Genomic DNA, 23,844 nt, shown 5'->3' with positions numbered 1-23,844 from the left:
ATCCGACTTGCAGTTTCGGTTCATCAACTCACGAACGTTAAAAAACCTCCGCATCGCATGAGGTCGTTCTAAGATTCCAAATCAGAAAGGAAACAGTATGACTTACCAACCAATCAAAACTCATCGGCGCAGCCTGCGAAAGCTTCTTTCAACAGCAGCCTTGGCGTCGCTCACCCTCTGCTTTGTTGCCTCAACCGCCACGGCGCAAGATTCCGTACGTGACCGATTGAGTCCGGGCAACGGCCCCGACTGGGCGGGCGAGCCGAACGCGGAAACCAACGGCTATGCCGGTGGTGAATCGCAAAGCCAACCACAAGCAGGCAGTCAAATCACTCGACCTGGTCCCGACCAACCCTGGTTTCGCGGAAACGATGGGCGATTCTTCTATCGCGACGAAGCAGGTAATTCGGTCTACGAAGATCAAGTTTACGGTCCACGCACGGCCAACCGAAATCGAAACGGACTTGCGATCAATCAACGTCCAGTCCTGGGCGTTGCGTTGTCGGATACGCCGTCGGGCGTGCAAGTTTCCGCCGTTCAACCCGGCAGTGCCGCTGAGCAAGCGGGAATCCGCACCGGCGACATCATCAACCGCGTGAACGATCAGGATGCGACCAGTTCTGAAGACTTCGTCAATCGAGTCGGCCAGATGAACGCAGGCGATCCATTGGTCATGGACTACACCCGCAACGGGCAACAGCAACGTGCCAATGCGACTTTGGGATCGGCAACGATGCAGGATGAACTTTACCGATCCGCGCGGCCCATTTGGGACGGCATGATGCGTAATCGCGGGTCCATGAACATGAATCAATTCCGCCGCGATTTTGATGATTTGCGACGCCAAGTTGATGACCTGTCGCAACGTTTCAATACCTTCTCGGATGGTTCGGCTGCGAAACAGGTGACCGAGTAACCGTCGTATTGCCGCAGCTTCTAGCGATCAAGACGAACCCTATCGAGTGCAACCAGCCAGGCGAGCGATGCTTCGTCTGGCTGGTTTTCGTTGACGCATGAAAAATCGATTCGTACTTGTTTGTTTATTTGAAACATCAAACTGGCACACACGTTGCTTGGCACTGGATCAAACGGACTGAACGCAACCCGATGGAACGGCTTTCCATAATTTGGCAACGGAGATGAACGGATGAAAATCGGCATAATCGGACACTTGAAGCACCCCATCGCGAAACCCTTCGCGGGTGGTCTGGAAGCGTTCACGCATTCGTTTGTGCGTTACCTGATAAACCGCGGTCACGACGTCACGCTGTTTGCATCGGGTGATTCAGATTCGACGTTGCCGATCACACCAATCGTCCAGCGTGCCACGGTGAACGAAAGTCGTCGTCGGCTGGGCCATGTTCACCATGAATGGATTGAAAAGGTGGAGGATGATTCCTACGCAGACCTGTTCGTGGGACTTGGCAATCAAGATTTCGATGTCATTCACAATCACTCGCTCAGCCCCATTCCGCTTCGTTTTGCCAGCGTGTTGCCGACGCCGATGTTGACGACGCTGCACGCACCGCCGTTGCCAAGAATGTTGGAAGAATTGACGAACCGAGCCGACACCCAATGCGGCAACTTCGTCAATATCTCACACGCCAACGCGGGTGCTTGGCGGCCCTACGTGTCGGAGCAAACGGTGGTGTACAACGGAATCGACACGCAGTTTTGGAACAGTGGTTGTCAAAAACCCAGACCACAAAAACCCGGACAACAAAATTCCAGCCAACAAAATTCCAGACAACGCCGGGCCATCTGTTTTGGGCGAATCCTGCCCGACAAGGGAACTCACATGGCACTCGACGCCGCGCGACTCGCCGGGCTACCGATCGACATCGTTGGCCCGATCGCCGACGCAGAATACTTCAACCAACAAATCGTACCGCGCCTCAACCAACAGGCTTCCTATCTTGGCCACAAAGATCATGGTCAGCTTTGCGAACTTATCGGCCGAGCATCGGTGGCGATGGTGACGCCCTGTTGGGACGAACCGTTCGGGTTGGTCGTGACGGAAGCACTCGCCTGCGGCACTCCCGTCGCCGGGTTCGCTCGCGGTGCCCTTCCCGAAATCATTGATGATTCCACCGGCCGACTCGCGGAACCGGGCAACATCCATGCGTTGGCGGACGCGACTAAACAATGCGTTTCGGTTTCTGCGTTGCAGTGCCGTCATGTGGCCCAGCGTCGGTTCGGGTGGGATCAAATGGTCGATCAGTACGAGTTGCTTTATCGAAACAGCCAAGTTGAGGTCGCGGCGTGAGGATGCCACATGTCGGATTCTACGTTCACTATCACGGCAGAGGACACAAGCATCGTACCGAAGCGATCTTGGAACATCTGACTGTCATGGCCACCGTCGTCACCAGCCGATCCGGCGGACTGCAGTGGTCCGGGCCAACACTCGGGGAAGTGATCGACTTGCCGTGCGACAACGACGGGTTGAACGAGGATGGATTGCGCGCAGCGTCCAACGTTCCGGCCTTGCATTTTGCGCCGCTGTGGTCCGACAACGTTGCCTCGCGAGTTGCGAATTACACGGCTTGGTTGGCCGACAAACGTCCGGACGTGATGGTTGTAGATGTCAGTGCTGAAATTTCGATGCTGACTCGTTTGTCCGGTGTCCCGCAAGTCGTGATGCGACAACATGGTGATCGCAACGATGCGGCCCACGCGAGCGCTTACGCGGCCGCTCATTCGCTGCTGGCTCCGTTCCCAAAAATGATGGAGGACGAGAGGACGCCGCCATGGGTTCGGAACAAGACGGTTTACCTGAATGGGTTTTGTCGCAGCACAAACGAAGTGGATGTGGCACCACGTGCTTCTTGCGAACCCTTGGCACGATCCACAAAGGATATCGTGTTCCTGTTCGGCCGCGGTGGCGACGAAGAAGTTCACGAGCGTCTGCGTCGGGCCGCAGAGCTTCTTCCCTCGCATCGATTGCTGGTTCTAGGCAAAGAAGCTGACACGGATCGTGATCGTGATCCTTCCAACCTTCACTACCTTGGTTGGGTGGACGATGTTTCTACCTACACCGACAACGCTGAAGTTGTCGTTACCGCCGCCGGTCACAACAGCGTGATGGAATTGGGATCGCGCCGACGTCCGTTCATTGCGGTTGCGGAATCACGACCGTTCGACGAACAAGTTCGCAAAGCCGAAGTGCTTCAGCGGGAAGGACTGGCCATCGGCTTGGACCGTTGGCCCAGCGATGATGCTTGGCCTTCGTTGATTGTCGAAGCGAAGCAGATTAACGTTACGCGGTGGGACGAAGTTTTCGCAAACGACGGAGCACAACAGGCGGCAAAGCACATCAACGACGTTGCATGCTGGTCCTTGGAACAGCGGCGGACACCCGCGGAGATCTCGTTATGAGTGTCAGTGCACTGACGATTGTTCGCGGCCGCAAAACGCATCTGCTAAATCAGTGGAAGGGATGGCAGCAATCGGAACAGAAACCGGATCGCTGGATCATTGTCGGCATGGATCAGGATGTCGAGCCACCGGAACGTGCCGGTTCTATCAAGGTAATCACCAGTCGTGTAGACGGCGACGGCAAATCGTTGCCGCTTGCTCGCGCCCGAAACCACGCCGCCAAACTTTGTGATTCCAAGACGATGGTTTTTCTGGACGTCGACTGCATTCCAGCGCCGGCGATGTTGTCTCATCTAGTATCAGCCGTCGCGGACGAGGACCGATTGTGGATGGGCCACCCGCGTTACTTGCCCAAGAACGCTGCCGCAGCAGACTGGTCGATGCAAGACCTGCAATCCTCGGCCGTGAAGCATCCGCTGCAACCAGAACTGACGTCGGCTCAACGGCTAGCGTCCACCGAATACGAGAAGTTCTGGTCACTTTGTTTCGCGGTACGAAAGCAAACGTTCACACGTATTGGTGGCTTCAATGAGTCGTTCGCTGGTTACGGCGGGGAAGACACCGACTTTGCGTTCGCTGCCCGATCGGCGGAGGTGCCATTCGGCTTTGTCGGTGCCACCGCATACCACCAACATCATTCGGTATGCAAACCGCCACTGAATCACTTCGACGCGATGGTTCGCAACGCGATCCAGTTCCGCAGGCGCTGGAATGTCTGGCCGATGGAGTCGTGGTTGAACGCATTCGCGGATATGCGGCTGATCCATTTCGATCCAACCGCAGAAACAATCGAAGTGCTCGCCCATCCAACGAAACAGCAAATTGCAAACGCCACCAAGACAAACCCCGCCGGGTTTTAAGAGAGTACAGAATTCCCCACGTGTTGTTGACGGTGAACCAGCCTGTTGGCATCAATGACATTTGCGAAGATGCGCATGTCCAGTTCACGTTCTTCCGCTGAATGGATAACAGAAACATCGCCGGTCGTCTCGAACACAACAGCTTTCACCTGATCAAAATTCATCGCGTTCGCTTCTCGCAATTTTCCAAACAGGTCGCTTTCGGTCATGTTCGACTGACGTAAATTGTCGTGCAAAATTTCACCTCCCGCCATCAACAACAACGGTTGATTGTCGACGGCTCGTGAAAAGCGGTCCGATCGCATTCGTAGCCTTGCCAGCGCCCACTGTCCGGCAAAGATGCAGAAAATCGCGAACAGTCCCATGAACAGCGTGGGGGTTGGGGATGAGATCGTCGCACCGAACAGTGACCCCGTGGCAATCGTCATCGCAAAGTCGGCCGATGACATTTTGGAGAAACTTCGCAAACCGGCGATGCGGGTGTAAATCAAGATGCCTGCATAGACGAAGAACGATGTCGCCAAGATCATGGCCAACTGGGGAAGCGACGCGGTGATCCATTTTTCAATCATGATGATGCCACGTTGAACTTGCGATAGCGAGCCATCAAAAACATGTGAACGGCATAGCACATCAACCCAAATCCCGTCAGTCCAATGAGCACCTTGCCGTAGGTTTGCGAAGCGATCGCGGCCAACGCGTCACTCATTCCCGCAATCTCGCCATCGGCTGTTCCACGAATGGCGGACACCAAGATGAATCCGCCAATGATTGCGAATGCAACGCCGCGAGTGGACAGTCCAATGCGACCCACATTCAGGGCTGCTTTGCGAGCCTTCTCACTCATCTCGGCGATCGCATAATTGCTCATGAACTTTGCCTTGAACGCTTTGTAAACAAAGAAAATCGCGACACCGATCGTCACGGCTCCGGCGATGCCCAACAGAACTCGTCCCCAAGATGATTCAAGCAGGCTGCTGGTCGTACTGTTTCCTGATTCCGAGGAACCACCCAGACCCAACGCCAACGATCCCGCAAAGATACCGAGCGACAGGTAGGCAAAGCCGCTGATCGCGTAACCGGTTCGTTTGCAGATCCCTTTCGCATCGTGCCCGGCACCTTCGGTGTCCTTGCCCGCCTGCACCCATCGCCAGGCCGTGTAGCCGAGCAACCCAATGGCCATCAGCCCAAGCAAAAACTTGCCAAACGGTTGTTGTCCGATTTCGCGGATCGCGTCGCGTGATCCAGAAATTTCACCGCCGGCACCAACCGCCAGTTTGAACGCCAACAAACCGATGACGAAGTACACGACGCCCTTTGCGGCATGACCAAACCGGCCCAGCGTTTCGATCCATGAAGGAACCTCTGGCATCGAACGGGTTTCAAAACCATGCCAGGATCGACTGTGTGAATCGCGGCGAGTGGTGGGCTGTGTGATTGACATCGGCAGTGCTCCAGTGTGGGTAATGAGTAATGCCATCGGTTCAAGGCAAATGGTGTGCCGGTTGAAACGTAGTGAACGAGGCTAAGAGCTGTTGATTACCCACAAAGATTTTTCAAAACCCATTTTGATTTGCACGGGATTTGCGCGACTACGCTTTTGTTTCAACAGCCCGCTCCAAAGTAGGCCGTAGCGAGCCATAGCGAGTTACGGCGTTGCGCAAATTGCCGTAACTCGCTATGGCTCGCTACGGCCTACATGCTGGCGAATAAGAAAATGTGCCGTTGCCACAATGCTTCACAGCGTCCCAGTTTGTGTTGTCTGCCATGGTGCAGCTTGCCCAATTTTGCTGCGTTGCAATGATTTTCATCAGGCCAGGTGCTGCCTCATCGATAGAAAAACTTCCTTTCCAATTTTCATCGTACATATTTCTGCCAAAAAAGATCTCTGTTCGAGTCGATGGCTCAGAATCTAGCCATGAAGCGGGCCGTTGTTTTGTTTGACTTCTCAAAAACAAGGTGAACGCGTGACTGCCACGACAATCGAACCTGAATGTCAAAACATCCAAGAACCCCCGAGCGCAACAAGTCATCGAGCAACAAGCGATCGAGAAACAAGAAGTCTTACCTGCCGTTACTAAAACAATCGACGCGTTAAGGGGTCGTGGCACCTGGCCTTACCGCTCACCCAACTTCCCCATGCTTCTTCCCGCTGACTTCCTTTAGTTTCGATAGCAGCGCCTTCTTATCAATCGGCTTGCTAATGAACGCCGTGCATCCCGCTTCCATGCAATCGTCTTGATCGCCCTGCATGGCGTTGGCGGTCAGGGCGATGATGGGGACGTCGATGCCACGGCGGCGGATTTCGCGGACTGCACCGTAACCGTCTAGAATCGGCATTTGCATGTCCATGCAAACGGCCGTGAACGGGCGGCCTTCGTCGATGGCGGTTTGGATCGCGTCAACGCCGGCTTGGCCGTCGCCGGCCGTGCTGATCGTGCCGCCAGCCGACTCGATGAAATGTTGGGCCAAGTAGCGGATGTCGCGACGGTCGTCGACGATCAGGTAGTAGCCATCAAGTTGAACGTCTTCCTCGTCGGCGTTTGACACCACCTGAACCGTGCTGGGCATGGCGAACTCGACACCGTCGATCTCGCCGGGGTCGATGGCCAGCGTGAACATGCTGCCCTGACCCGGTTTGCTTTCGACTTCGATCTTTCCGCCCAGCACTTCGGCCAATCGGTGGCTGATGGCCAACCCCAAGCCGGTGCCGCCAAACGTTCGCGTGATGCTGCCGTCAGCCTGCGTGAATGGCTCGAACAAATTGTCCAAACTCTCGCTGTCGATTCCGATGCCGGTGTCCTCGACCGACAACGCTAACTGGTTCTGGTCGTGATCGTAGCGGGCAACCAAACGCACCTTGCCGTCTTCGGTGAACTTGATCGCGTTACCGACAAGGTTCAACAAAATCTGCCGCAAACGTTTGCCATCGGTCTCGATCAACTTGGGCAATTCCGATTCAAATTCGACCTCCAATTTCAACTTCTTCTCCTCGGCTCGCACGTTCATCAACGAAACGATATCGGCGATGATGCGTTCGGGCGCGATGCGTTCTCGTTCGACCTCGAACTTGCCGGCGTCGATTTTCGACAGGTCCAAAATGTCGTCGATGATCTCCAGCAGGAACCGTCCGTTGCGGCGGATCGTTTCGACGCACTGCAGATTGTCCGGATCACGTAAGTGGCTCGACAGCATGTCGGCGTAGCCAATGATCGCTGTCATCGGAGTGCGGATTTCATGCGACATGTTTGCCAGAAACTCGCCGCGAGATCGGTTGGCGGCTTCGGCGGAATCTTTGGCAAGTTGCAAACGTTCCTCATGGCGATGTCGCTCGGTCACGTCGATCGTCACACCGGTCATGCTGATTGGTTTGCCGTCTTCGTCGCGACGAATCAATCCTCGGCTTTCGATCCAGACGACTTCACGGTCATTGTCGCGAACGATGCGGCATTCCAAACGATGCGTCTCGCCTCCATTTTGCAGCGGTCCGTCGATCGCTTCGTTGGCGTATTCTCGGTCGTCGGGATGGACGCGTTTGAGGAAGCTGTCTCGACGCGGCACGAACTCCTCGCGGTTGACACCGAACAAGTCGTACATCTGACTCGACCAATCAACCTGACCGCTTTCGATGTGGTAGTGCCATGTTCCCATTCGGCCGCCGGTCAACGCGATCTCCAAACGGTCGCGACTTTCGGCTAGGTCTTTCGCGTTGCGTTGGCGGTCTGTCACATCTTGAACAACGACGTTGATGCCAATCACATTCCCATCGTCACCTTTGACCGGCATGTAGCTGGCTTGCCAAGTCCGTTCGGACTCGCTGGCCTTGGTCCTGCCCTTGATTTCCACATTGAGCAGCGGCTCGCCGGTGTCAATGATTTTCTGATAAAGCTTGACGACATCACCCGCCAAGTCGGGTGGCAGGATGTCTCGCAAGTGACGGCCGATGTGATCGTCTGCCGACACCCCGTCGATCTCGGCGAGTTCATCATTGATGCGGACGAATTTTAAATCTTGCGTTAGGAACCCCAAACCGACCGGCGCGGACTGATAGATGTTGTCCATCACGGCAAGGTTCTGCGAAAGTTCTTTCTTGGCACCTGAAAGTTCCGTCACGTCGGCAAAGGTGACGACAACGCCCTGAATGCGATCGTCTTCGGTCCGGTATGGCAGAATCCGACGGATGAAACACTGGCCGTTAGAACAAATCAATTCCTTATCCAGTGGCACCAAGTCTTGCAGCACCCGCTTGGCATCGTCGATCAAAGAATCGTCGTCGTGCTTTTGCACGATGTCCGATAATGGTCGACCAACGTCGGTGCCGATGAAGTTGTAAAGCACATCGCAAGATGGCGTGAACCGACGCAGCCGCAGGTTCGTGTCCAGGAAGATCGTCGGAACGCTGGCACTTGTGAGAAGGTTGTTCAGGTCATCGGTGGTGTGCTGCAATTCCTCCAGTTTCAATTCCAACTGATTGTTCAGCGTCGTCAGTTCTTCGTTGAGTGATTGCAGTTCCTCTTTCGACGTTTCGAGTTCTTCGTTGCCCGATTGCAACTGCTCGTTCATCGACATCGCTTCTTCGTTGGACGCCTTCAATTCCTCGTTGGCGGTTTCAAGCTGGGCAATCGTGGTGCTGAGTTGCTCTCGCGTGGTCAGCAACTCGTGCCGTAGTTCCTCTTGATCCACCGGCGCTTCATCGCCGGAAAGCAAACGTTCGGGGACCGGAGTCGTTTCCACACTGAGCGGTTGAAATGTGATCAGAATCGGTCGATCAGGACCGGTCACGGCAGACAGTTTCCGCATCCGAATGCGGCAGGGAAACACGGAACCGTCCCGTTGCACACGGCAAGTTTCTTCCACCGGATCGTTGGCTTGTCGAGTTTTCCGAATCATCGTTCGCAATCGCGACTTGACGCCATCGCGAGCGATCGCAAACAGATCCGGAAGCTCCGCCGACATCTCACCGGTGTGCAGTTGCAGGTACAGGTCGGCTCGGCCCTCGACGTACAACACCCGGAACTGTTCGTCGATGATCGCGACGCCTTGCTCGAATTCCTGCATCAATTGGCGATAGGCCAGATGCCCGAGTCGTCCGGTCGGTGGCGGTGGCGAACTGGGCTGGTCGGACTTCACAATGGAAGGGGATTCCGCTTCGTTGGCACGCGTGGGTGGGAACACTTTCGCGTTGGTGCGTCGGTAGATGCGGTGCTTGGCGTTGATGGTGTCAAACAAGTCCGCACTGCGTTCGACGGATTCGCTGCTACCCAAGAAAAGATGCCCGCCGGTTTTCAAAGCGAACTGGAACACCGAGAAGATGTTCTCCTGTGCCTGCCGTTTCAAATAGATCAGCAAGTTGCGGCACGTGATACAATCCAACTTGGAAAACGGGGCCTGCACCAACACGTTTTGCTCGGCAAAAACGACATGCTCACGAAGTTGTTTGCTGACGCGATAGCCACCGTCGACTTTCTGAAAGTACTCGCGCAATTGTTCGACCGGGACGTCGGCCGCGATCGAATCGGGATACACACCTTCACGGGCAAAATCCAACGACTCGGCCGACACGTCCGAAGCAAAGATTTGAAACGGAACGTGTTTGTCGCTCAATTTCATTTGTTCCAGCACGACCATCGCCAGCGTGTACGGCTCTTCGCCGCTGGCACATCCGGCCGACCAAAAACGTAGCGGCGTGCGCTCGTCCGCCTTCATGACCAGGTCTTTGATCACTTTCTCTTGCAACATCTTCCATGAACGCGCATCGCGAAAGAAACGGGTCACACCGATCAGCAAATCGTTCCGAAGCTGTTCCAATTCATCACGGTTGTCGTGCAACAACGCGACGTAGTCGTGAATCTGATCGAGTCCGGCCAATCCCATTCGCCGTGAAATTCGTCGGGCGAGCGTGGCGTTGCGGTAATTGCGAAAGTCATGTTTGGTGACTTGACGCAGCACGTCCATGACCGCCGTGTGGTCGGCTTGTTCCATCGACGCGATCGCTTGTGCCGACAATGGTCCATGCTCACGCGCGTGATGGACATAACGCACCAGCCGCGGTGCGATCTCGCTGACCGGCAAGATCAGGTCGACCGCGCCGGCTTTGACGGCGGCCTGAGGCATCCCGCGGTGCGAGGCTTCGTCAGGATCTTGCACAACGGTCAAACCGCCGTGATCTTTGATCTCTTTCAAGCCCGCTGACCCGTCGCTGCCCGTGCCCGACAAGATCACGCCGATGCCGTGTTCCCAAGCGTCTTCGGCAAGCGATCGAAAGAAGTAGTCCACCGCCATGCGAGCGTTGCGAGCATCCGGCGGCTCGGAAAGAGTCAGCTCGCAATCCTTGATCGACAAATACTTTCCCGGTGGAATCACATAAACGTGATTGGGCAGCACCTTGGTCGATTCGGTGACCTGATGAATCGGCAGCTTGACACGTTTGCCAAGGATCTCCGCGAGCGCACTGTCGTGATCCGGCGAGAGGTGTTGAATGATGACATAACTGATCTCCACATCGACCGGTGATTGGATCAGCAATTGCACGATCGCTTCGAGTCCGCCGGCTGATGCGCCAACGCCCACGACGACGGGGCGGTCGATGGGGGAATCATTTTCAACGGGTTCAGTCAGTTGATTCATGAGTGTTATCGCCGGTCAGTTGTCGAAGTTGGTTTCATTCCCGATGAGATCGCGGAGCAAATTATCTACGAATCGTCCGGAGGCGACAATTGGTTTGCGATTCAGCTTTGGATTCAACGCCTCCTTTTCGGTGAACAGCACCACGCTTTCGCCGATACGCGAAGCTTTCGACCAAGGATTTACTTTGTACTGGCCGGGTCGACCTGGGCCGCTATATCTTTGGGGTTTCGGCTTGCGATTGTCTTCATCCCGAAGGGATATCTCGATTAGCCCCAGGTCGCGTAGCGCACCTGGGGGCAACGATGACGACCACACCTTCGGGGTCGGTGTTCCGTGATGATTTCTGTTCCGGCGGTGTTCGCTGCGCTCGACCCCCGGCGAATGGCTGAAATCCCTTTGCGATAGGGGAACGACAATCAGGAACAAAAATGGAATTGCGACGAAGCGTCTTCAAAAAAACATATCCCAATTGGCATGACGGTTGCTTTTTCTTTGGCATACGTCAGGACTCGAACGTCACGACACGCAAGACGTTCTCTTCTGGATCGACCAGTGCAAAACCGTGTTAACAGCAACAGCGTGATGGCGGCCAACAACTCATGACGCAAACGATTGTCTTGCTGCACTATTTCAGCGGTTCCTCTGAAAGCTGGAGGTATGTTGCACGATGCTTGCCAGCCGATCGGAAAGTGGTGACGCTGGACCTCCCCGGATTCGGGCAATCACCAATGATCGCTAACCCAAGCATTCGTGGCTATTCGACTTGGGTTTGGCAGCAGCTCAAGCATCTTGGGATCGAACGATTTGTCTTGATCGGTCATTCCATGGGCGGCAAGATCGCGATGGACATGGCGGCGATGCAGTCATCGCAACCCGGTGACAGCCAGCGACACAGCGGCCTACAACGTCTGGGTTTGATCGCGCCCTCACCGGCCACTTGCGAACCGATGCCCGAATCAAAAAAGGACGAGTTAGAATCGACTCACCCGAGCGCCGCGGCGGCGGAGAACATGGTTGATGATTCGGCAATCAGCCGACTGTCAATGGATCGTCGAGACCTAGCCGTCCAGACGAACCTGCAGTCGCATCGGCAAGCGTGGCGTTGGTGGCTCCGAGAGGGGATGGAGCACTCGATCGCAAAAGAAGCCTCGCAAATCGACGTGCCCGTTTCAGTTTTGGCGTCCGATGACGACCCAGTGATTCCGATGGCCAACCTTGAGCGTGATGTCATCGGCATCATTCCCGATAGCCGGCTCACACGGGTGCGTGATGTCGGTCACTTGATGCCACTCGAAGATGAGCGTTTGGTGGCGGACTGGATCGCCAACCTCTGACGACCGTTGATCGTTATGCCGCCATGCTGTGGCAGGTTTCCATGCACTGGCGACAGAAGTGTGGGCAGTCGTCATCGCAATTCATGTCGATCAGTGCGTTGAGACATCGCTCGCACGCGATCGCGCATTTTTGGCAAGCATCCATGCCGTTTTGAGAGTGACTCATCCGTTCGGGTCTCCCTTTGACGGCGAAATCGTTCCTCGAAACAGTGTTTTCAAATGAACGCTCGGGGTTGCAATCGCTGTGCCATTCGTTGGACCACTGACTGGGCTGTTTCGGGGGCGAGCAAACGGCACGCAAGGTGCGTCATTGATCGCAAGTTGCCTGCTCGACCGCAGCCGCGCTTCGTGGGAAGTCGGTTTCGCCGATAGTCCATTCAACGGAAGCTAAGCTTTGTCCATCATTACCGCCTGGTGCTTATTCGCGATCGCTGCCGTGGTGATTGCCGCAGTCGGTACTCGCATGACGGCGGTGGCCGACCGGTTGGCCGATCGCACCGGATGGGGCGAAGCGATCGTGGGAGCCACGTTGCTGGGAGCGGCGACGAGTCTGCCGGGAATCACCGCGTCGGTCACCGCCGCGGTGGATGGTAAACCGCAAATGGCCCTGTCCAATGCGATCGGAGGCATCGCCGCCCAAACGATGTTCTTGGCCATCGCCGACTTAACGTATCGCAAAGCGAATTTGGAACACGCGGCGGCGAGCTTGGCCAATATGCTGCAAGCGGTTCTGTTGGTGTTCATCTTGTCGCTGTTGTTGATCACGATGGCGACACCCGCGATCGCTTTCTTCGGTATCCATCCGGTATCGCCATTGATGTTCGTGATTTACTTCGCCGGATTGGTGATGGTCAAACGAGCCAAGGAACATCCGATGTGGCAGCCACGTTCGACCGACCACACGCGAACCGACCAACCGGATGAAAAAGAAACGCCGGCGTCGCAAGACTGGGGTTTGTGGCTTCGTTTTGCCGGGTTCGCGTTGGTCGTCGTGATTTGCGGCATCGTTGTCACGAAGGCTGTTTCCACGATGGTGGACCATCACAACTGGCTCGGTGAATCCGCGGCCGGTGCGTTCATGACCGCCGTCGCGACGTCGTTGCCCGAATTGGTGACGTCGATTGCCGCCATCCGTCGCGGCGCGTTAACGCTCGCGGTCGGCGGGATCGTTGGCGGAAACTGCTTCGACACACTGTTCGCTGCGGTGTCGGACATCGCCTACCGAGACGGTTCGATCTATCACGCCGCCGCGACCGCAACCAGTTCATCAGGTCCGAGCGAAATGACGTTGATCGCCGCAACGATCGCGATGACGGCGTTACTGCTGGGCGGTTTGTTGTACCGCGAAAAAAGCGGGGTGGCGGGCATCGGATTTGAATCGACCGGCATCATCATCATCTACTTGAGTCTGCTCGGCGTGATGGCGCTTGTGTAAGCAACCAACCGAGCATCGCGATCCAGGAGACCAAAGCGATCGCGAGCCCGCGTTCGACCGCACCGTCGATGCTGTCCGGTGCGGCGAACATGAACAACGGGCAACCGATCAACCACAACGCGGCGAAAGCAAACGTCAAGCGACTGTAGCGTCGACCGATCGCCTGGAGGTCAAAGCCGAGGCAGGCTGCTGAAACGAAAACGACCCCAAACAGTGCGTAACACGCGCCGTAGTGAACGTCGGCACCGAAGCCGTCAAAGCCCCTGTATTGATCGTATTCGGAGATCACCAGGATCGAAATCGCAGTCAGAACGAGCAGCCCGCTGGCGAGTTTCCACTTTTTGTTTCCGAAGTTCCAACGGAACATGCCGACGGCGACCGCGATGATGCCGGCGGCGAACAGGTTCAGCCCCCAGTCCATCACCCACGCGTAATCGCCGATCGCGAGTTTGCTGATCGTTTCAGAGATCGGGTTGTGCTTTTCGACGATCGCCCAGCCGATGAAGTCAGCCGCGACCACGAGGACGCAGCTCAATAGCGTGAGCGATCCGAGCACGATCTTTGACGAGGATTGTTCATCGTTCGCCTGACTCACGTCGTTCGCCTGACTCACGTGCTCTCGGCGATCATCGACCGCGGTTCTGTCAGAAGTGGCTTGGGTAGTGGACATCGTATTGGTCAATCCTTTGCAAGAGTGCTGTGAAGTCGTATTGCATCCTGGACGATGCAACCGACGTGCCGGTGATCCCTGGCAGCGTTCCGATCGGTTCGCAATTTGCAGGACCAACGACACATGTGGGATTCAAACTTTGACGACTGGTCGAGCAACCGTCTGTTGACTTCGGCAATCGCGACGACGCTATTGGTGGTGGTTCACGCCTCGGCTGGCAAGCTGAAGTTCTTGAACACTCGGCCGCGCAGTCGCTGGCTTTCGCTTGCCGGCGGTGTCGCGGTCTCCTATGCGTTGTTGCATCTTCTGCCGGAACTTGCCGAATACGCGCGAGCGATCAGCGAGCAATTTGATCGGTCGGGCGTCACGCATGTGATCTACGCAATCGCCTTGGCGGGTCTCGTCGTTTTCTACGGGATCGACTGGTACGCCGAGCGATCCGAAACAAGTGCGGAAGAAAGCAGCACGTTGTTCTGGTCGCACGTCGCCATCTTTGCGGCCTACAACGCGATCACCGGCTACGTCTTGGTCCGCGAAGACCGGAGTTTGTCGCAGCTATCGCTCTACACGATTGGAATCGGACTGCATTTTCTGGTCAACGACGACGCACTGCGTCGCCACTACCCGGATCGCTATCACCGTGTCGGCCGCTGGGTGCTCGTTCTGGCGGTGGCGGCTGGCTGGGGCCTCGGTACCGTGACGTCGGTTCATGACCTGCTGACGGCGGGACTGACCGCGTTCTTGGCGGGCGGTATTTTGCTCAACACGTTCAAGGAAGAGCTGCCCGCCCAGCGTGAAAGCCGGTTCGGCTCGTTTGTGATTGGATGCGTCCTGTATGCGACGGTGATCTTGATCAGTTAGCACGTATCCTTTGGTCTATCAATTGCAAGGAACCCATATCAACTAGGCGGTCGAAATTCTCACGAGCAAACAAACGAACCGCTCAACCTTCTTACCAACGACGGATTCCACGGATGCAATACGATGGATCGAAACTGAGTGGACAATCTGACGCCTCCGGTGACAGTCGTGCGTCACTGAGATCTATTTACGACGTGGTACGATCCGATGGCGAGCACGAACTGGAACGCAGCACATCGGCGCTGATTTGGTCCGGCATCGCTGCCGGAATGGCGATGAGTCTTTCGCTGATCACCGAGGGGCTTTTGCATCATGGCTTGCCCCAAGAATCTTGGCGTCCGTTGATCACCAACTTCGGATACAGCGCCGGGTTCCTGGTCGTCATCCTCGGTCGGCAGCAACTGTTCACCGAAACAACGCTGACGGTCGTCATCCCGCTGCTCCGCGATCGAACAATCAAGACGATCTTGAATGTGCTTCGTGTATGGTCGGTCGTCCTGGTGTGCAATCTGCTCGGCGGTGCGTTGGTCGCAATCGCTCTTGCCAAGACACAAACCTTCGCGCCCGAAGTTCAAGCGTCCTTTCAAGAGATCGGCCGGACCGCCATGGAGCCTTCGTTCGGCGTCACCGTCCTGCGTGGTATCTTCGCCGGTTGGCTGATCGCTCTGCTCGTTTGGATTCTGCCCGCTGCCGGCTCGGCGAGATTTTGGGCCATCATCGTGTTTGCGTATCTCATCGGATTGGCCCATTTTACTCACGTCATTGCCGGTTCGATCGAGGTGTTCTATCTCGCCGCTGCAGGCTCGGAAACCTGGACCACCGTGCTGCTTGACTACTCGATGCCAGCGTTGATCGGAAACGTTCTCGGTGGCGTGTTTCTGACCACCGTGGCGAACCACTCGCAAGTCGTCGCGGATGAATAGATTCTTGAAGCAGCGATTGCACCTTTCATCAATGCCAACGGGCGGTCTCGACGTCGCGTGCGGCGCAAACCGCTGACATTTCGATCCATCAGACATGGGCGATTGGCACGCCCCTTGCAACATCGCCGCGTTATCAAGCCGGCAGAGTTTTCCCGAAGCGGACAGGTGTTCCGCTCGCTTTGCCAGCCGATCCATCGCCAAAACACTTGATTGGAAACGTCAACGCGAAATGTCAAGGCAGTGGCGTGAAATGGTCGCCCACGGTGAGTCTTGAAAATCTCATTGTGACAAAGCATTGTGGATCAACACATTCGGCAAGTGTTCTTGCTCGATTCGCAGGTTTCTTTGGCACAAGAAGTGATAGCACTGACGTTCGCTTTCACAGAGATTTTCAGTTTCGTGTGGCTGGTCGCCGTTGCCGTCTGTTGCCAGATGACGAAATTCGTCCACGACCGCTTGCTCCATCAATCGACTTTCAACATGGGGAAGAACAGCTCGTAGTCGATCGAGGATTCGAAAGCCATCGGCATCGAGATCGCCCCAGTAAATCACATCGCACTGTCGCAGCCACGAGATACCGGAAAGCTGGGTCACGCCATTGCCGAGGCCGCCCAGAGCGAGCGTTCGACGCATCGGTGGCAGCGACAGCAGGCTCACCTTATTTTCGACAATGATGACTCGTTGATCTCTCGCCGGTAGCTTGGCGATCGATTCCGCAGGTAACGAAAGCTCGTCAAACGGAAGACCGAGCTCGTGTTGCAAATCCTGATCAAGAACTCGCAACAGATAATGCGGCCGCGCGTAGCGAAGCCCATACCGTGGCTCGAATTGGTCATACCCAAACCGAAAATCAATCGCTTGGGGTGGCAGCAGAAGATCCAACCAGCTCGCAAGTCGACGACGATGCTGTTCGATCAGTTTGGTCGATACGGCGACCGGAAGTTCGCGGGCAAAACAGTCTGGTCGCGGATGTTCAACCATGTAGTCCAAGATGCACAGCAAATCCGAAAGCCCATCCGACAACTCCAGCAGCAGCTTCCAATTCGTTCCCTTTCGCAGCCAGCTTTCAAGATTCGGCTGGCGGCTTCGCAGAAGATCAACCGACGATTGAAGCCTGTTCCAGTCGTCCATGCGGTTGCTCAAACAAGCCAGATCCTCCATCGTGTCGACAAAGATCGCGTGGGGAAAATCATTCCTCCCGTGCGTTCGACTGCGACGCGATTCCCATTCGATGCGGTATCCAGCGCCGGTTGCTTGTTGGCTGTGATCACGCAGCGACTCGACTTCCGCGATCGCTTTGGATTGATCCTTCGACGGTGTCAGGTTGGCGGGAATTCGGTGGGGGAAAAAAACTTCCATCTCGCCCGCCAACCACGCCTTGATCGCCTTGCCAAACAAACGTTTCGCTTTGTCGCGGATCGATTGCGGGTCGATCATGATTCATCGCCCGCGGCGGCTCGGTACTGCTCGGTTGTCAAACTGATCAACTGGCTGCGGTGCGTGTCCGGGTCTTTGATGATGTGACCGTAGGTGCCGACATAGCTTTCGGTGATTCGCGCCTTCGCATCCAGCGGTGCGACGATCGCTAGTTGCAATCCAAATTGTTCAAACAGATTCAGCGCGTACTTGGCCCGCGTGTCATCGCTGCGCGAAAACATTTCATCCACCATGACGAATTGAAACCGCTCGCTGGCCGGATCGTCTGGTTGCAAATCGTATTGATACGCGATCGCCGCCACCAAAACCAAGAACGCCAACTTGCCTTTCTCGCCACCGGATTGACCCGTGCCGCCGTCGTAATAGCTGCCCGCCTCACCGGATGCCGCGTCGTATTCGCGGGCCGCAAATTTGAACCAATTGCGGACATCGATCACCTTTTCTCGCCAACGAAGGTTCGCGTCATCGCGAAGCCGATCGACCAGCTTTTCAATCTTCTTGAACGTCACTTCGTTCGCCTCGTCGGTGCCGCCCAGGGTGCCTTCCAGGCAACCGGCAAGCTCACGCCGGAAGTCACGAATTTCCGCGTCCGACGTGTCGCTCGGTTCCAACCGCATGAACGTGCCGGGATTCCAATCGAGTTGACGCAGGGCTTCGTTGAGCGTTTCGACCTTGCTGCGAATTTCCTCGCGTTCGTCTTCGAGCGAACCGTGAAGCAAACCGATTTCTTGCAACACCTTTTCTTTGAGTCGTTGTTTGAAGCGGCGTTCATGACGCGGTAAATCGTCTTTGTTGATTCGCTCGGCAAGTTGTTCGAAACTGGGCAAAGCCTGAGGCGTCGGATCCAGTTCCGATTCAAAAACCGGAAACCGATTCAACAACCGACTCATGGCTTTGGTCAAGTTATCCCGAAGCGGATCGATGCGCTCTTCCAGTTCATTGACTTTCGCCGCCAATTCATCCGAAACATCCCGCGGCAGGATCCCGAGATTGTCCAGCGTCAGCTTTCGTTCACCGATCTGGGTGGTGATCCCGTCAAAGAATTTCTCGGCCGCTGCGAAACGATCCTCCGCCCGAGCTTGCTGCACTTTGGCGTCGACACGTTTCAGAACCGTTTCGCCATCACCGATTCGGGTTTGCAAGTTCGACCGTTCGCCCACCAACAGATCACGGTCGGACTCCAGACCCTCGACCTCGGCATTGAGCGCGGCCAGCTTTGCCTTGAGCTGTCGAACTTGATCGTTGGACGCTTCCAACTTCTGCTTTTCGAGTCTCAACTGCGACGCTTCGAAATCATGCCGGTGATCATCGATCGCATCGAACTGCGTCACCACGGAAAGTTCATCCAAAAGACTGATGAGCCGCGTCGCTTGGTCGTTGCTGCGGCGTAATGATTCGGCCGACGTCGTCTTCTTTTGAATCGCTATTTTTTGTTCGCGAATCGAATGTTCCAACGCTTCGCGTTTGGCACGATTGTCCCAACCCAGAACAAAGTGTTTGCGGTCGCCCAGGCTGGCACGGTCGTCCTTGGCATGCTGACGTTGGTTCTGTTTGACGTGTCGGTGAATGGTCATCGCGCGGCGACCGGCCATTTGAAAGTCGGCGATTGAATCACACGCCAAGTGGTCAAACCGCGACAGAATCTCGCCGCGAACGTACGGAACCAGCGGATGGTCGTCACGGTAAAGCAACATGTCCGGCAAACTCAATTCGGTCCATCGTTGCGACGTCGCGGACGTGCGAGCGCCGACTCGATCGTAGGTCAGTCGCAAACCACGACCACGCGAATCGGTCAAACGTTGGGAATCGACGTAGCCGGAAACCTTTGCATACAGATCGTCAGGGACCAACAACGTGCGTGCAAACGAATGAAGCACCTGTTCAATCGAGGCTTCCCAACGTCCGTGATCCGGATCGACCGAAATCAACTCGGCCGCGAACGGCAGGTCGCTGGGCGACAGTTTGAATGCGGTACACAAATCACCGCGAATTTCGATGAACGCATCGGGCAGATTTCCTTTGCGTTGACGAAGCGATTCGAGTTCGTTTTCGTCAGCGGCGAGTTCTTGACGCAAGGTCCCGATTTCATAGTTCAGTGTTTCAAGCTGACTGACGGCCGCTGTTTTTTCTGCCGCGATGCGTTGTTGTTGCTCCGCGATCTGGCAGTGAACCTTTTCAAGCTGCTCGGGGCTGTTGATCGTTTGACGGATGCCAACTTGCTGGATCTTCGCCTCAAAGGCGAGCCGTTTCTCTTTCTTGGACGCCGCATGCTGTTCTTGTTGTTCGATCAAAAACGGAAGCTGTTGCAGTCTCGCGCCGCCGCTGTGCCCGATCTCGTGCTCCACCGATGCCGCTTCGCCACGTTTGGATTTCAACGATCGATCCAGCAGCGTGATTTGTTCATTCAAATGCTCGATCCGCAACTTCCATTGCTGACACATCGGCCGCAGCAAGTCGCCGGTCGCGACGTCAAAGAAGAGTCCTGCCGCAGCCAATTCGTCGCGGGCGGATTGCAGTTTGACGTTGGTTTTGCGAAACCGCTCACCCGCCTTCAAGATGGGAACCAACAATTCAGATTGCTGACGCACTTGCACGAGCGCCCGGTGGGCTTCGCTCAGTTGAGCGAAATGCTCGAGCAGTTTGCTGACCTTATCATTCCACGATTTTTTCTCCAGCATGTGATCGCGGATGAATTGATCGAGCCGTTGAACGTCCTTGACCGCGACGGTCTGGTTGAAAATGTCCATAGCCTTGGACCGGAACTTGACCAATCGCTTGATCCATCCGTGATACGTTTTGAAACTCTCGGTGACGTCAAAGCCGCGATCGGTGAGCGTGCTTTTGATGTCACCGCCGGACGTCAAGTCGCCCAGGTCGCCAGCAATACTGCGAGGCTTCTTATCGAAGGCGTAGTAGATTTTCTTGTCGCCGCTGGACGTCAAATACATGACTTGGCAAATCGTGAACGTCCGATCGGATCGACCGCTGGCGAAGGTTGCCAACAGCGCGGTGTAAAACCCATTGCCTTCGCGCAGGTACTGGATCTTGGGCTTTTCGTCGCTGCCGGCGGTCCGGTCGTAAGCGCCGCGAATGTAGGTTCGCTCGTCGCGTTCTTTCTTCCCCGCTCCGGCCGCGACGTTGTAATTTCGCACGCCTGGACGAACCAATAATGTCAGCATCGCATCGACCAATGTCGACTTGCCGGCCCCGTTTTCCCCGACCAACAAACAAGAGGTGCCCTGCGGCGAAATCGAATGAACCTGGCCATCGAAGGTTCCCCAGTTGAAAACTTCGAACGTTGCGAGACGAAAACCTGGCGTTGTTTGCTTCAAGACAAGGTCATCGTCGGCGAACAATTCGAGCGGTCGATTTTGTTTGGGCAATTTGGTCATCGATCATTCACTAATAAATTGACGCGGAGTCGCGAGAGACGCAGAGGGGAACGCGGGAGATAGAACTTTCACAAGGCATCCTCTGCGTCACCTGCTTTCTCCCCGCGTCGTTTCAATTCCGCCTCCAAATCACTTCTCAATCGTTCCAATTCTTGAAGCGGCAACCTCGCCTTCAAAATTCGCCGCACCTCCCAGCTTGGTGGCTCCTTGTCGAATTGCCGAACGAATTTCAGTTCTTCCAACTTGCGAAGCTGCCCGCCTAAATTTCGATTCGCACGCACGTCGTCAGTGTCCTCAGGAACGAGCGATTGCCAAACTTCCAATAGCGCCGACTGCGTTACCACACAACGACCGTCGCGATGAATCTCTTCCTCAAACCGTCGCAATTCTTCGCGCAGCAAGACACACAAAAGTGACGCTTCAAACGTCAATCGCATGCTACGAAACAATTTGGGGATGGGTGGATATTCAGGCGGCAATGTCTCTGGATCAATCTGACGCAAATAGGCCATCCCGTCTTCTTCATTGACGATCAATTGCAACCCGATGCGCGCGAAGTAATCCGTCAGCGGCGTGACGCCCGATAGAATTCGTTCCCACGTGTCGCCGGCGTCGTCGTGGTAGACAATGCCTTGCAGCAACCGAACCGCCGCGGGTGCCCACGGCACCGGAGGCGGCAGCGTGTCGGGCAAAGCGTCGCTGGTGAATGAGTTCGGATCCGAAGGCGATTCATTCATCTCGGTTTTCCTTTGCGAACCGTTTTGTTTTCGGTTTGTTGGGTTTTTGAAAAGGTGACCAACGGGATGCGTACGCGAACGGTGCTCGACTCGCCCGTTAACGGATCGTCCGTCGTCACCGTCACTTGCTCAATCGCCTCGGCATCGATTTTGTGACCATCTTCGTGAGCGATCTGCATCCATCCGACCAATTCAATCACGCCAACCTTGGGCGGGCGATGTTCCAACAACTGTGACAACGTGATGTTGGTTTGCAGATCGGTGATCTGATGAACCAATGCTCGCATACGATCCCATTGCAAGCGTTTGAGCCCGGACAACTTGCGAGCTTGCCGTTTGGCGGTTTCCCAATCGATCTCGTTGGTTTCGACGGCGATGTCGAAAACTTGGGCCGGCGTCCAAAAGGGTCGGGCCAGTGGTGAATTGACGCCCAGCGTTGTGTCGACTCGCAAACCCATTTCACTGGGCACGGGTTCGCCGGTTTGCTGAGTTGATTGTTTCATCTTCGACGCCAACGTCCGAATTCCTTGCAGCAATTCGGCGGTACGCTTGCGATGGCTGGTCGATTGACTGTCCAACAACCGACGGAGCGTTTGTGACAACCGTCCCGTCTGACGCAGCACGTTCTCGGCTTCGGCCAATAGCGACGGCACCATCGCCCGGACATGTTCAATCGCACCGCGTTGATCGGCAATGGCTTCCAATCGCGTCACTTCGCCGATCGTCTCACGAAGTTTTGCTTGGGCTTGGGGCGAAAACAGGAACGCGACGAAGGCATCAAAGCTAACGCCTTCGTCTTGTTGTTTGACCAAGTCCTCCGCGTCGAGTGCCCCGGCCAAAATGTCGCCGCGACCGCGGTCAACATTCAGCGCGCCGCGAGTGACGTCGCGAGCGATCTCTTCAAAGCGATCTTCGACGGCACGGAAATCGCCTTGCAGCGTCTTCAGCAGATCGACCGCCGTATGAAACCGCTCGCGCACCTGAGCCGGATGATAGGTTTCGATTTCCGCACCGCCGCGGATTGCGTCGATTTGGCGGTTCAAGTCGTCACGTTGTGCGACCAATGTTTGCAGTCGCAAATCGCGATCCGCCGACGCTCCCTGCACCAGGTCAGTCAGCGTATCGATGACCAACCGCAATCGACTCTCCGTACCGACCATTCGGTGTTCACGCGAGACTGCATTTTCAAGGAATCCGATCGCGTCTTCGGCGTAACGAGTCAATTGATAATGCGGGCTCGACGATTCAGCCGGCAAGAACCGCCGCAGCCAACCCGCATCGGACCATTCCCGAAGATAGCGATCCTGGGTTCCCGAGAACGCGTCGTAGCCATCGTCTCGAAGTTGTTCTTGAAAAGTCGTCAGTTGGTGCTGAAGTTCCTCATGAGACAACGAGATCGCCGAATCCTCGCTCGTCAGCTTCAGCGTTTTGCGTAAAAAGCACACCACAAACGCCGCCTGATCGGCACGCAGCAAACGAACCGTGGGTGAAGATTCCAGAAAAGCGACCAGTCTCTCAATTTCCATGCCGGGATTGTAACTTCTTCCGTGACACGTTCGGTCCTTCCACGGTGCAGAGTGAAACCGCTTCTCAATTCACAAAGACCTAGCTGCCTACGCCCCGTCTGGTTCGGTGCGTCGGAGGCAAACGGCGTGGCAACTAGCAGCCACTTTGTGAACCGAGAGCGCGATGGTTCGCAGAAAAAAAACCGTTGAGACGGATGCAACCCATGCGGATTTGGAGCAGCCGATTCCGGAAAAGAGGCCCAGGGCAAATCACAGGAATCAAAAAAACGCCCGAATCACGGAGTCTCTTGACCCGCCAGCTTGGCCAAAAAAGGACTCCCAACCCGCGAACTGGCCGGGAGGGCCAATTCCGCAGATTGAAAAGAGTACCCCCGAAGGGATTCGAACCCCTAACCCTCGGTTCCGAAGACCGATGCTCTATCCAGTTGAGCTACGGAGGCGTGTCGGTGGAAGACGAGTTGTGTCTCCTGGCGACGCCGGAAAGTGTATCGAATGGCGACAGAATTGCTAGTGGCGCTCTGGAAGAACGGTTTTTGCGGGATTGATGCGGTTCTTGGTTTCGTTTGCCTTGTGAGGCGTTATTCAGTGGTCTGCGTTTCTGAATGGTTAGCGGCTAAACTGGGCGGGTGATGCGGCGCTGTTTTGTGCTGCTCTTGTGATTCAG

General features: G+C 55.7%; 18 protein-coding genes and 1 tRNA gene. 8 read left to right on the top strand and 11 right to left on the bottom strand.

Features of this window, described 5'->3' with window-relative positions:
* Positions 1 to 97: 97 nt before the first annotated feature.
* The 4 genes from RC85_RS06145 to RC85_RS06125 all read left to right on the top strand — a co-directional run bounded on the left by RC85_RS06145 (position 98) and on the right by RC85_RS06125 (position 4,238).
* Entirely contained in the window at positions 98 to 916 is an 819-nt protein-coding gene (locus RC85_RS06145; RefSeq protein ID WP_068259966.1) for a PDZ domain-containing protein, read from the top strand.
* 231 nt (positions 917 to 1,147) lie between these two features.
* Entirely contained in the window at positions 1,148 to 2,266 is a 1,119-nt protein-coding gene (locus tag RC85_RS06135) for a glycosyltransferase family 4 protein (RefSeq protein ID WP_068259961.1), read from the top strand.
* Between the two features lie 2 nt (positions 2,267 to 2,268).
* Positions 2,269 to 3,378 carry a glycosyltransferase gene (locus RC85_RS06130; protein WP_068259959.1) on the top strand — a complete coding sequence of 370 codons (1,110 nt, stop codon included), beginning with the start codon at positions 2,269 to 2,271 and terminating at the stop codon, positions 3,376 to 3,378.
* Positions 3,375 to 4,238, top strand: a complete 864-nt coding sequence (locus RC85_RS06125; RefSeq protein WP_068259957.1) for a glycosyltransferase family 2 protein — start codon at positions 3,375 to 3,377, stop codon at positions 4,236 to 4,238. The genes RC85_RS06130 and RC85_RS06125 overlap by 4 nt, the downstream gene beginning before the upstream one ends.
* On the opposite strand, the gene RC85_RS06120 is transcribed toward RC85_RS06125, so the two are convergent.
* From RC85_RS06120 to RC85_RS26650, 4 genes are all read right to left on the bottom strand, one after another.
* Positions 4,235 to 4,810: a DUF421 domain-containing protein gene (locus RC85_RS06120; protein WP_068259952.1), complete on the bottom strand. Its 576-nt coding sequence runs from the start codon at positions 4,808 to 4,810 to the stop codon at positions 4,235 to 4,237. The two genes, RC85_RS06125 and RC85_RS06120, sit on opposite strands and share 4 nt — an antisense overlap.
* Positions 4,807 to 5,682 carry a DUF1206 domain-containing protein gene (locus RC85_RS06115; protein WP_084422392.1) on the bottom strand — a complete coding sequence of 292 codons (876 nt, stop codon included), beginning with the start codon at positions 5,680 to 5,682 and terminating at the stop codon, positions 4,807 to 4,809. The genes RC85_RS06120 and RC85_RS06115 overlap by 4 nt, the downstream gene beginning before the upstream one ends.
* Positions 5,683 to 6,362: 680 nt before the next feature.
* Positions 6,363 to 10,865: a CheR family methyltransferase gene (locus RC85_RS06105; RefSeq protein WP_068259946.1), complete on the bottom strand. Its 4,503-nt coding sequence runs from the start codon at positions 10,863 to 10,865 to the stop codon at positions 6,363 to 6,365.
* Positions 10,866 to 10,880: 15 nt separating this feature from the next.
* Positions 10,881 to 11,291, bottom strand: a complete 411-nt coding sequence (locus RC85_RS26650; RefSeq protein ID WP_149752893.1) for a hypothetical protein — start codon at positions 11,289 to 11,291, stop codon at positions 10,881 to 10,883.
* Positions 11,292 to 11,464: 173 nt separating this feature from the next.
* On the opposite strand from RC85_RS26650, the gene RC85_RS06090 reads away from it, so the two are divergent.
* On the top strand, positions 11,465 to 12,199 hold the full coding sequence (locus RC85_RS06090) for an alpha/beta fold hydrolase (protein WP_068259928.1): 735 nt from the start codon (positions 11,465 to 11,467) through the stop codon (positions 12,197 to 12,199).
* A 13-nt stretch (positions 12,200 to 12,212) separates the two neighbouring features.
* On the opposite strand, the gene RC85_RS27415 is transcribed toward RC85_RS06090, so the two are convergent.
* The gene (locus tag RC85_RS27415) at positions 12,213 to 12,365 is read right to left on the bottom strand and encodes a hypothetical protein (protein WP_162273173.1); all 153 of its coding nucleotides are present in this window, start codon (positions 12,363 to 12,365) and stop codon (positions 12,213 to 12,215) included.
* A 228-nt stretch (positions 12,366 to 12,593) separates the two neighbouring features.
* Here RC85_RS27415 and RC85_RS06080 point away from each other — a divergent pair, with 228 nt between their 5' ends.
* The gene (locus RC85_RS06080; RefSeq protein WP_068259920.1) at positions 12,594 to 13,634 is read left to right on the top strand and encodes a sodium:calcium antiporter; all 1,041 of its coding nucleotides are present in this window, start codon (positions 12,594 to 12,596) and stop codon (positions 13,632 to 13,634) included.
* Here RC85_RS06080 and RC85_RS06075 read toward each other — a convergent pair.
* Positions 13,594 to 14,304: a DUF998 domain-containing protein gene (locus tag RC85_RS06075; RefSeq protein WP_149752894.1), complete on the bottom strand. Its 711-nt coding sequence runs from the start codon at positions 14,302 to 14,304 to the stop codon at positions 13,594 to 13,596. The genes RC85_RS06080 and RC85_RS06075 overlap by 41 nt on opposite strands.
* Positions 14,305 to 14,427: 123 nt before the next feature.
* Between RC85_RS06075 and RC85_RS06070 the strand changes: the two genes are divergently transcribed.
* Both RC85_RS06070 and RC85_RS06065 read left to right on the top strand, forming a co-directional pair.
* Positions 14,428 to 15,165, top strand: a complete 738-nt coding sequence (locus RC85_RS06070) for a ZIP family metal transporter (RefSeq protein ID WP_068259912.1) — start codon at positions 14,428 to 14,430, stop codon at positions 15,163 to 15,165.
* 113 nt (positions 15,166 to 15,278) lie between these two features.
* Positions 15,279 to 16,088: a formate/nitrite transporter family protein gene (locus RC85_RS06065; protein ID WP_068259910.1), complete on the top strand. Its 810-nt coding sequence runs from the start codon at positions 15,279 to 15,281 to the stop codon at positions 16,086 to 16,088.
* 279 nt (positions 16,089 to 16,367) lie between these two features.
* Here the strand turns inward: RC85_RS06065 and RC85_RS06055 are convergent, their stop codons facing one another.
* From RC85_RS06055 to RC85_RS06035, 5 genes are all read right to left on the bottom strand, one after another.
* Complete coding sequence (locus RC85_RS06055) at positions 16,368 to 17,525, bottom strand: Wadjet anti-phage system protein JetD domain-containing protein (RefSeq protein ID WP_068259904.1); 1,158 nt, start codon at positions 17,523 to 17,525, stop codon at positions 16,368 to 16,370.
* Complete coding sequence (locus RC85_RS06050; protein ID WP_068259901.1) at positions 17,522 to 20,917, bottom strand: ATP-binding protein; 3,396 nt, start codon at positions 20,915 to 20,917, stop codon at positions 17,522 to 17,524. Before RC85_RS06050 ends, RC85_RS06055 begins: the two co-directional genes overlap by 4 nt.
* A 68-nt stretch (positions 20,918 to 20,985) precedes the next feature.
* Positions 20,986 to 21,654, bottom strand: coding sequence for a DUF4194 domain-containing protein (locus RC85_RS06045; protein ID WP_068259898.1), 669 nt, complete (start codon positions 21,652 to 21,654; stop codon positions 20,986 to 20,988).
* Positions 21,651 to 23,180 carry a DUF3375 family protein gene (locus RC85_RS06040; RefSeq protein WP_068259895.1) on the bottom strand — a complete coding sequence of 510 codons (1,530 nt, stop codon included), beginning with the start codon at positions 23,178 to 23,180 and terminating at the stop codon, positions 21,651 to 21,653. The genes RC85_RS06045 and RC85_RS06040 overlap by 4 nt, the downstream gene beginning before the upstream one ends.
* A 366-nt stretch (positions 23,181 to 23,546) precedes the next feature.
* A tRNA-Arg gene (locus tag RC85_RS06035) sits at positions 23,547 to 23,620 on the bottom strand.
* Between the last annotated feature and the right edge of the window lie 224 nt (positions 23,621 to 23,844).

The sequence above is a fragment of the Rubripirellula obstinata genome, from assembly GCF_001642955.1.
GTDB classification, from domain to species: domain Bacteria; phylum Planctomycetota; class Planctomycetia; order Pirellulales; family Pirellulaceae; genus Rubripirellula; species Rubripirellula obstinata.
Note: the sequence above shows the minus strand (reverse complement) of the source record. Positions and strands in the feature narration are given on the sequence as shown.

Coding starts and splice junctions, on each gene's coding strand:
- RC85_RS06145 (WP_068259966.1), top strand. CDS start 98: ATGACTTACCAACCAATCAAAACTCATCGGCGCAGCCTGCGAAAGCTT.
- RC85_RS06135 (WP_068259961.1), top strand. CDS start 1,148: ATGAAAATCGGCATAATCGGACACTTGAAGCACCCCATCGCGAAACCC.
- RC85_RS06130 (WP_068259959.1), top strand. CDS start 2,269: ATGCCACATGTCGGATTCTACGTTCACTATCACGGCAGAGGACACAAG.
- RC85_RS06125 (WP_068259957.1), top strand. CDS start 3,375: ATGAGTGTCAGTGCACTGACGATTGTTCGCGGCCGCAAAACGCATCTG.
- RC85_RS06120 (WP_068259952.1), bottom strand. CDS start 4,810: ATGATTGAAAAATGGATCACCGCGTCGCTTCCCCAGTTGGCCATGATC.
- RC85_RS06115 (WP_084422392.1), bottom strand. CDS start 5,682: ATGTCAATCACACAGCCCACCACTCGCCGCGATTCACACAGTCGATCC.
- RC85_RS06105 (WP_068259946.1), bottom strand. CDS start 10,865: ATGAATCAACTGACTGAACCCGTTGAAAATGATTCCCCCATCGACCGC.
- RC85_RS06090 (WP_068259928.1), top strand. CDS start 11,465: ATGACGCAAACGATTGTCTTGCTGCACTATTTCAGCGGTTCCTCTGAA.
- RC85_RS27415 (WP_162273173.1), bottom strand. CDS start 12,365: ATGAGTCACTCTCAAAACGGCATGGATGCTTGCCAAAAATGCGCGATC.
- RC85_RS06075 (WP_149752894.1), bottom strand. CDS start 14,304: ATGTCCACTACCCAAGCCACTTCTGACAGAACCGCGGTCGATGATCGC.
- RC85_RS06070 (WP_068259912.1), top strand. CDS start 14,428: ATGTGGGATTCAAACTTTGACGACTGGTCGAGCAACCGTCTGTTGACT.
- RC85_RS06065 (WP_068259910.1), top strand. CDS start 15,279: ATGCAATACGATGGATCGAAACTGAGTGGACAATCTGACGCCTCCGGT.
- RC85_RS06055 (WP_068259904.1), bottom strand. CDS start 17,525: ATGATCGACCCGCAATCGATCCGCGACAAAGCGAAACGTTTGTTTGGC.
- RC85_RS06050 (WP_068259901.1), bottom strand. CDS start 20,917: ATGACCAAATTGCCCAAACAAAATCGACCGCTCGAATTGTTCGCCGAC.
- RC85_RS06045 (WP_068259898.1), bottom strand. CDS start 21,654: ATGAATGAATCGCCTTCGGATCCGAACTCATTCACCAGCGACGCTTTG.
- RC85_RS06040 (WP_068259895.1), bottom strand. CDS start 23,180: ATGGAAATTGAGAGACTGGTCGCTTTTCTGGAATCTTCACCCACGGTT.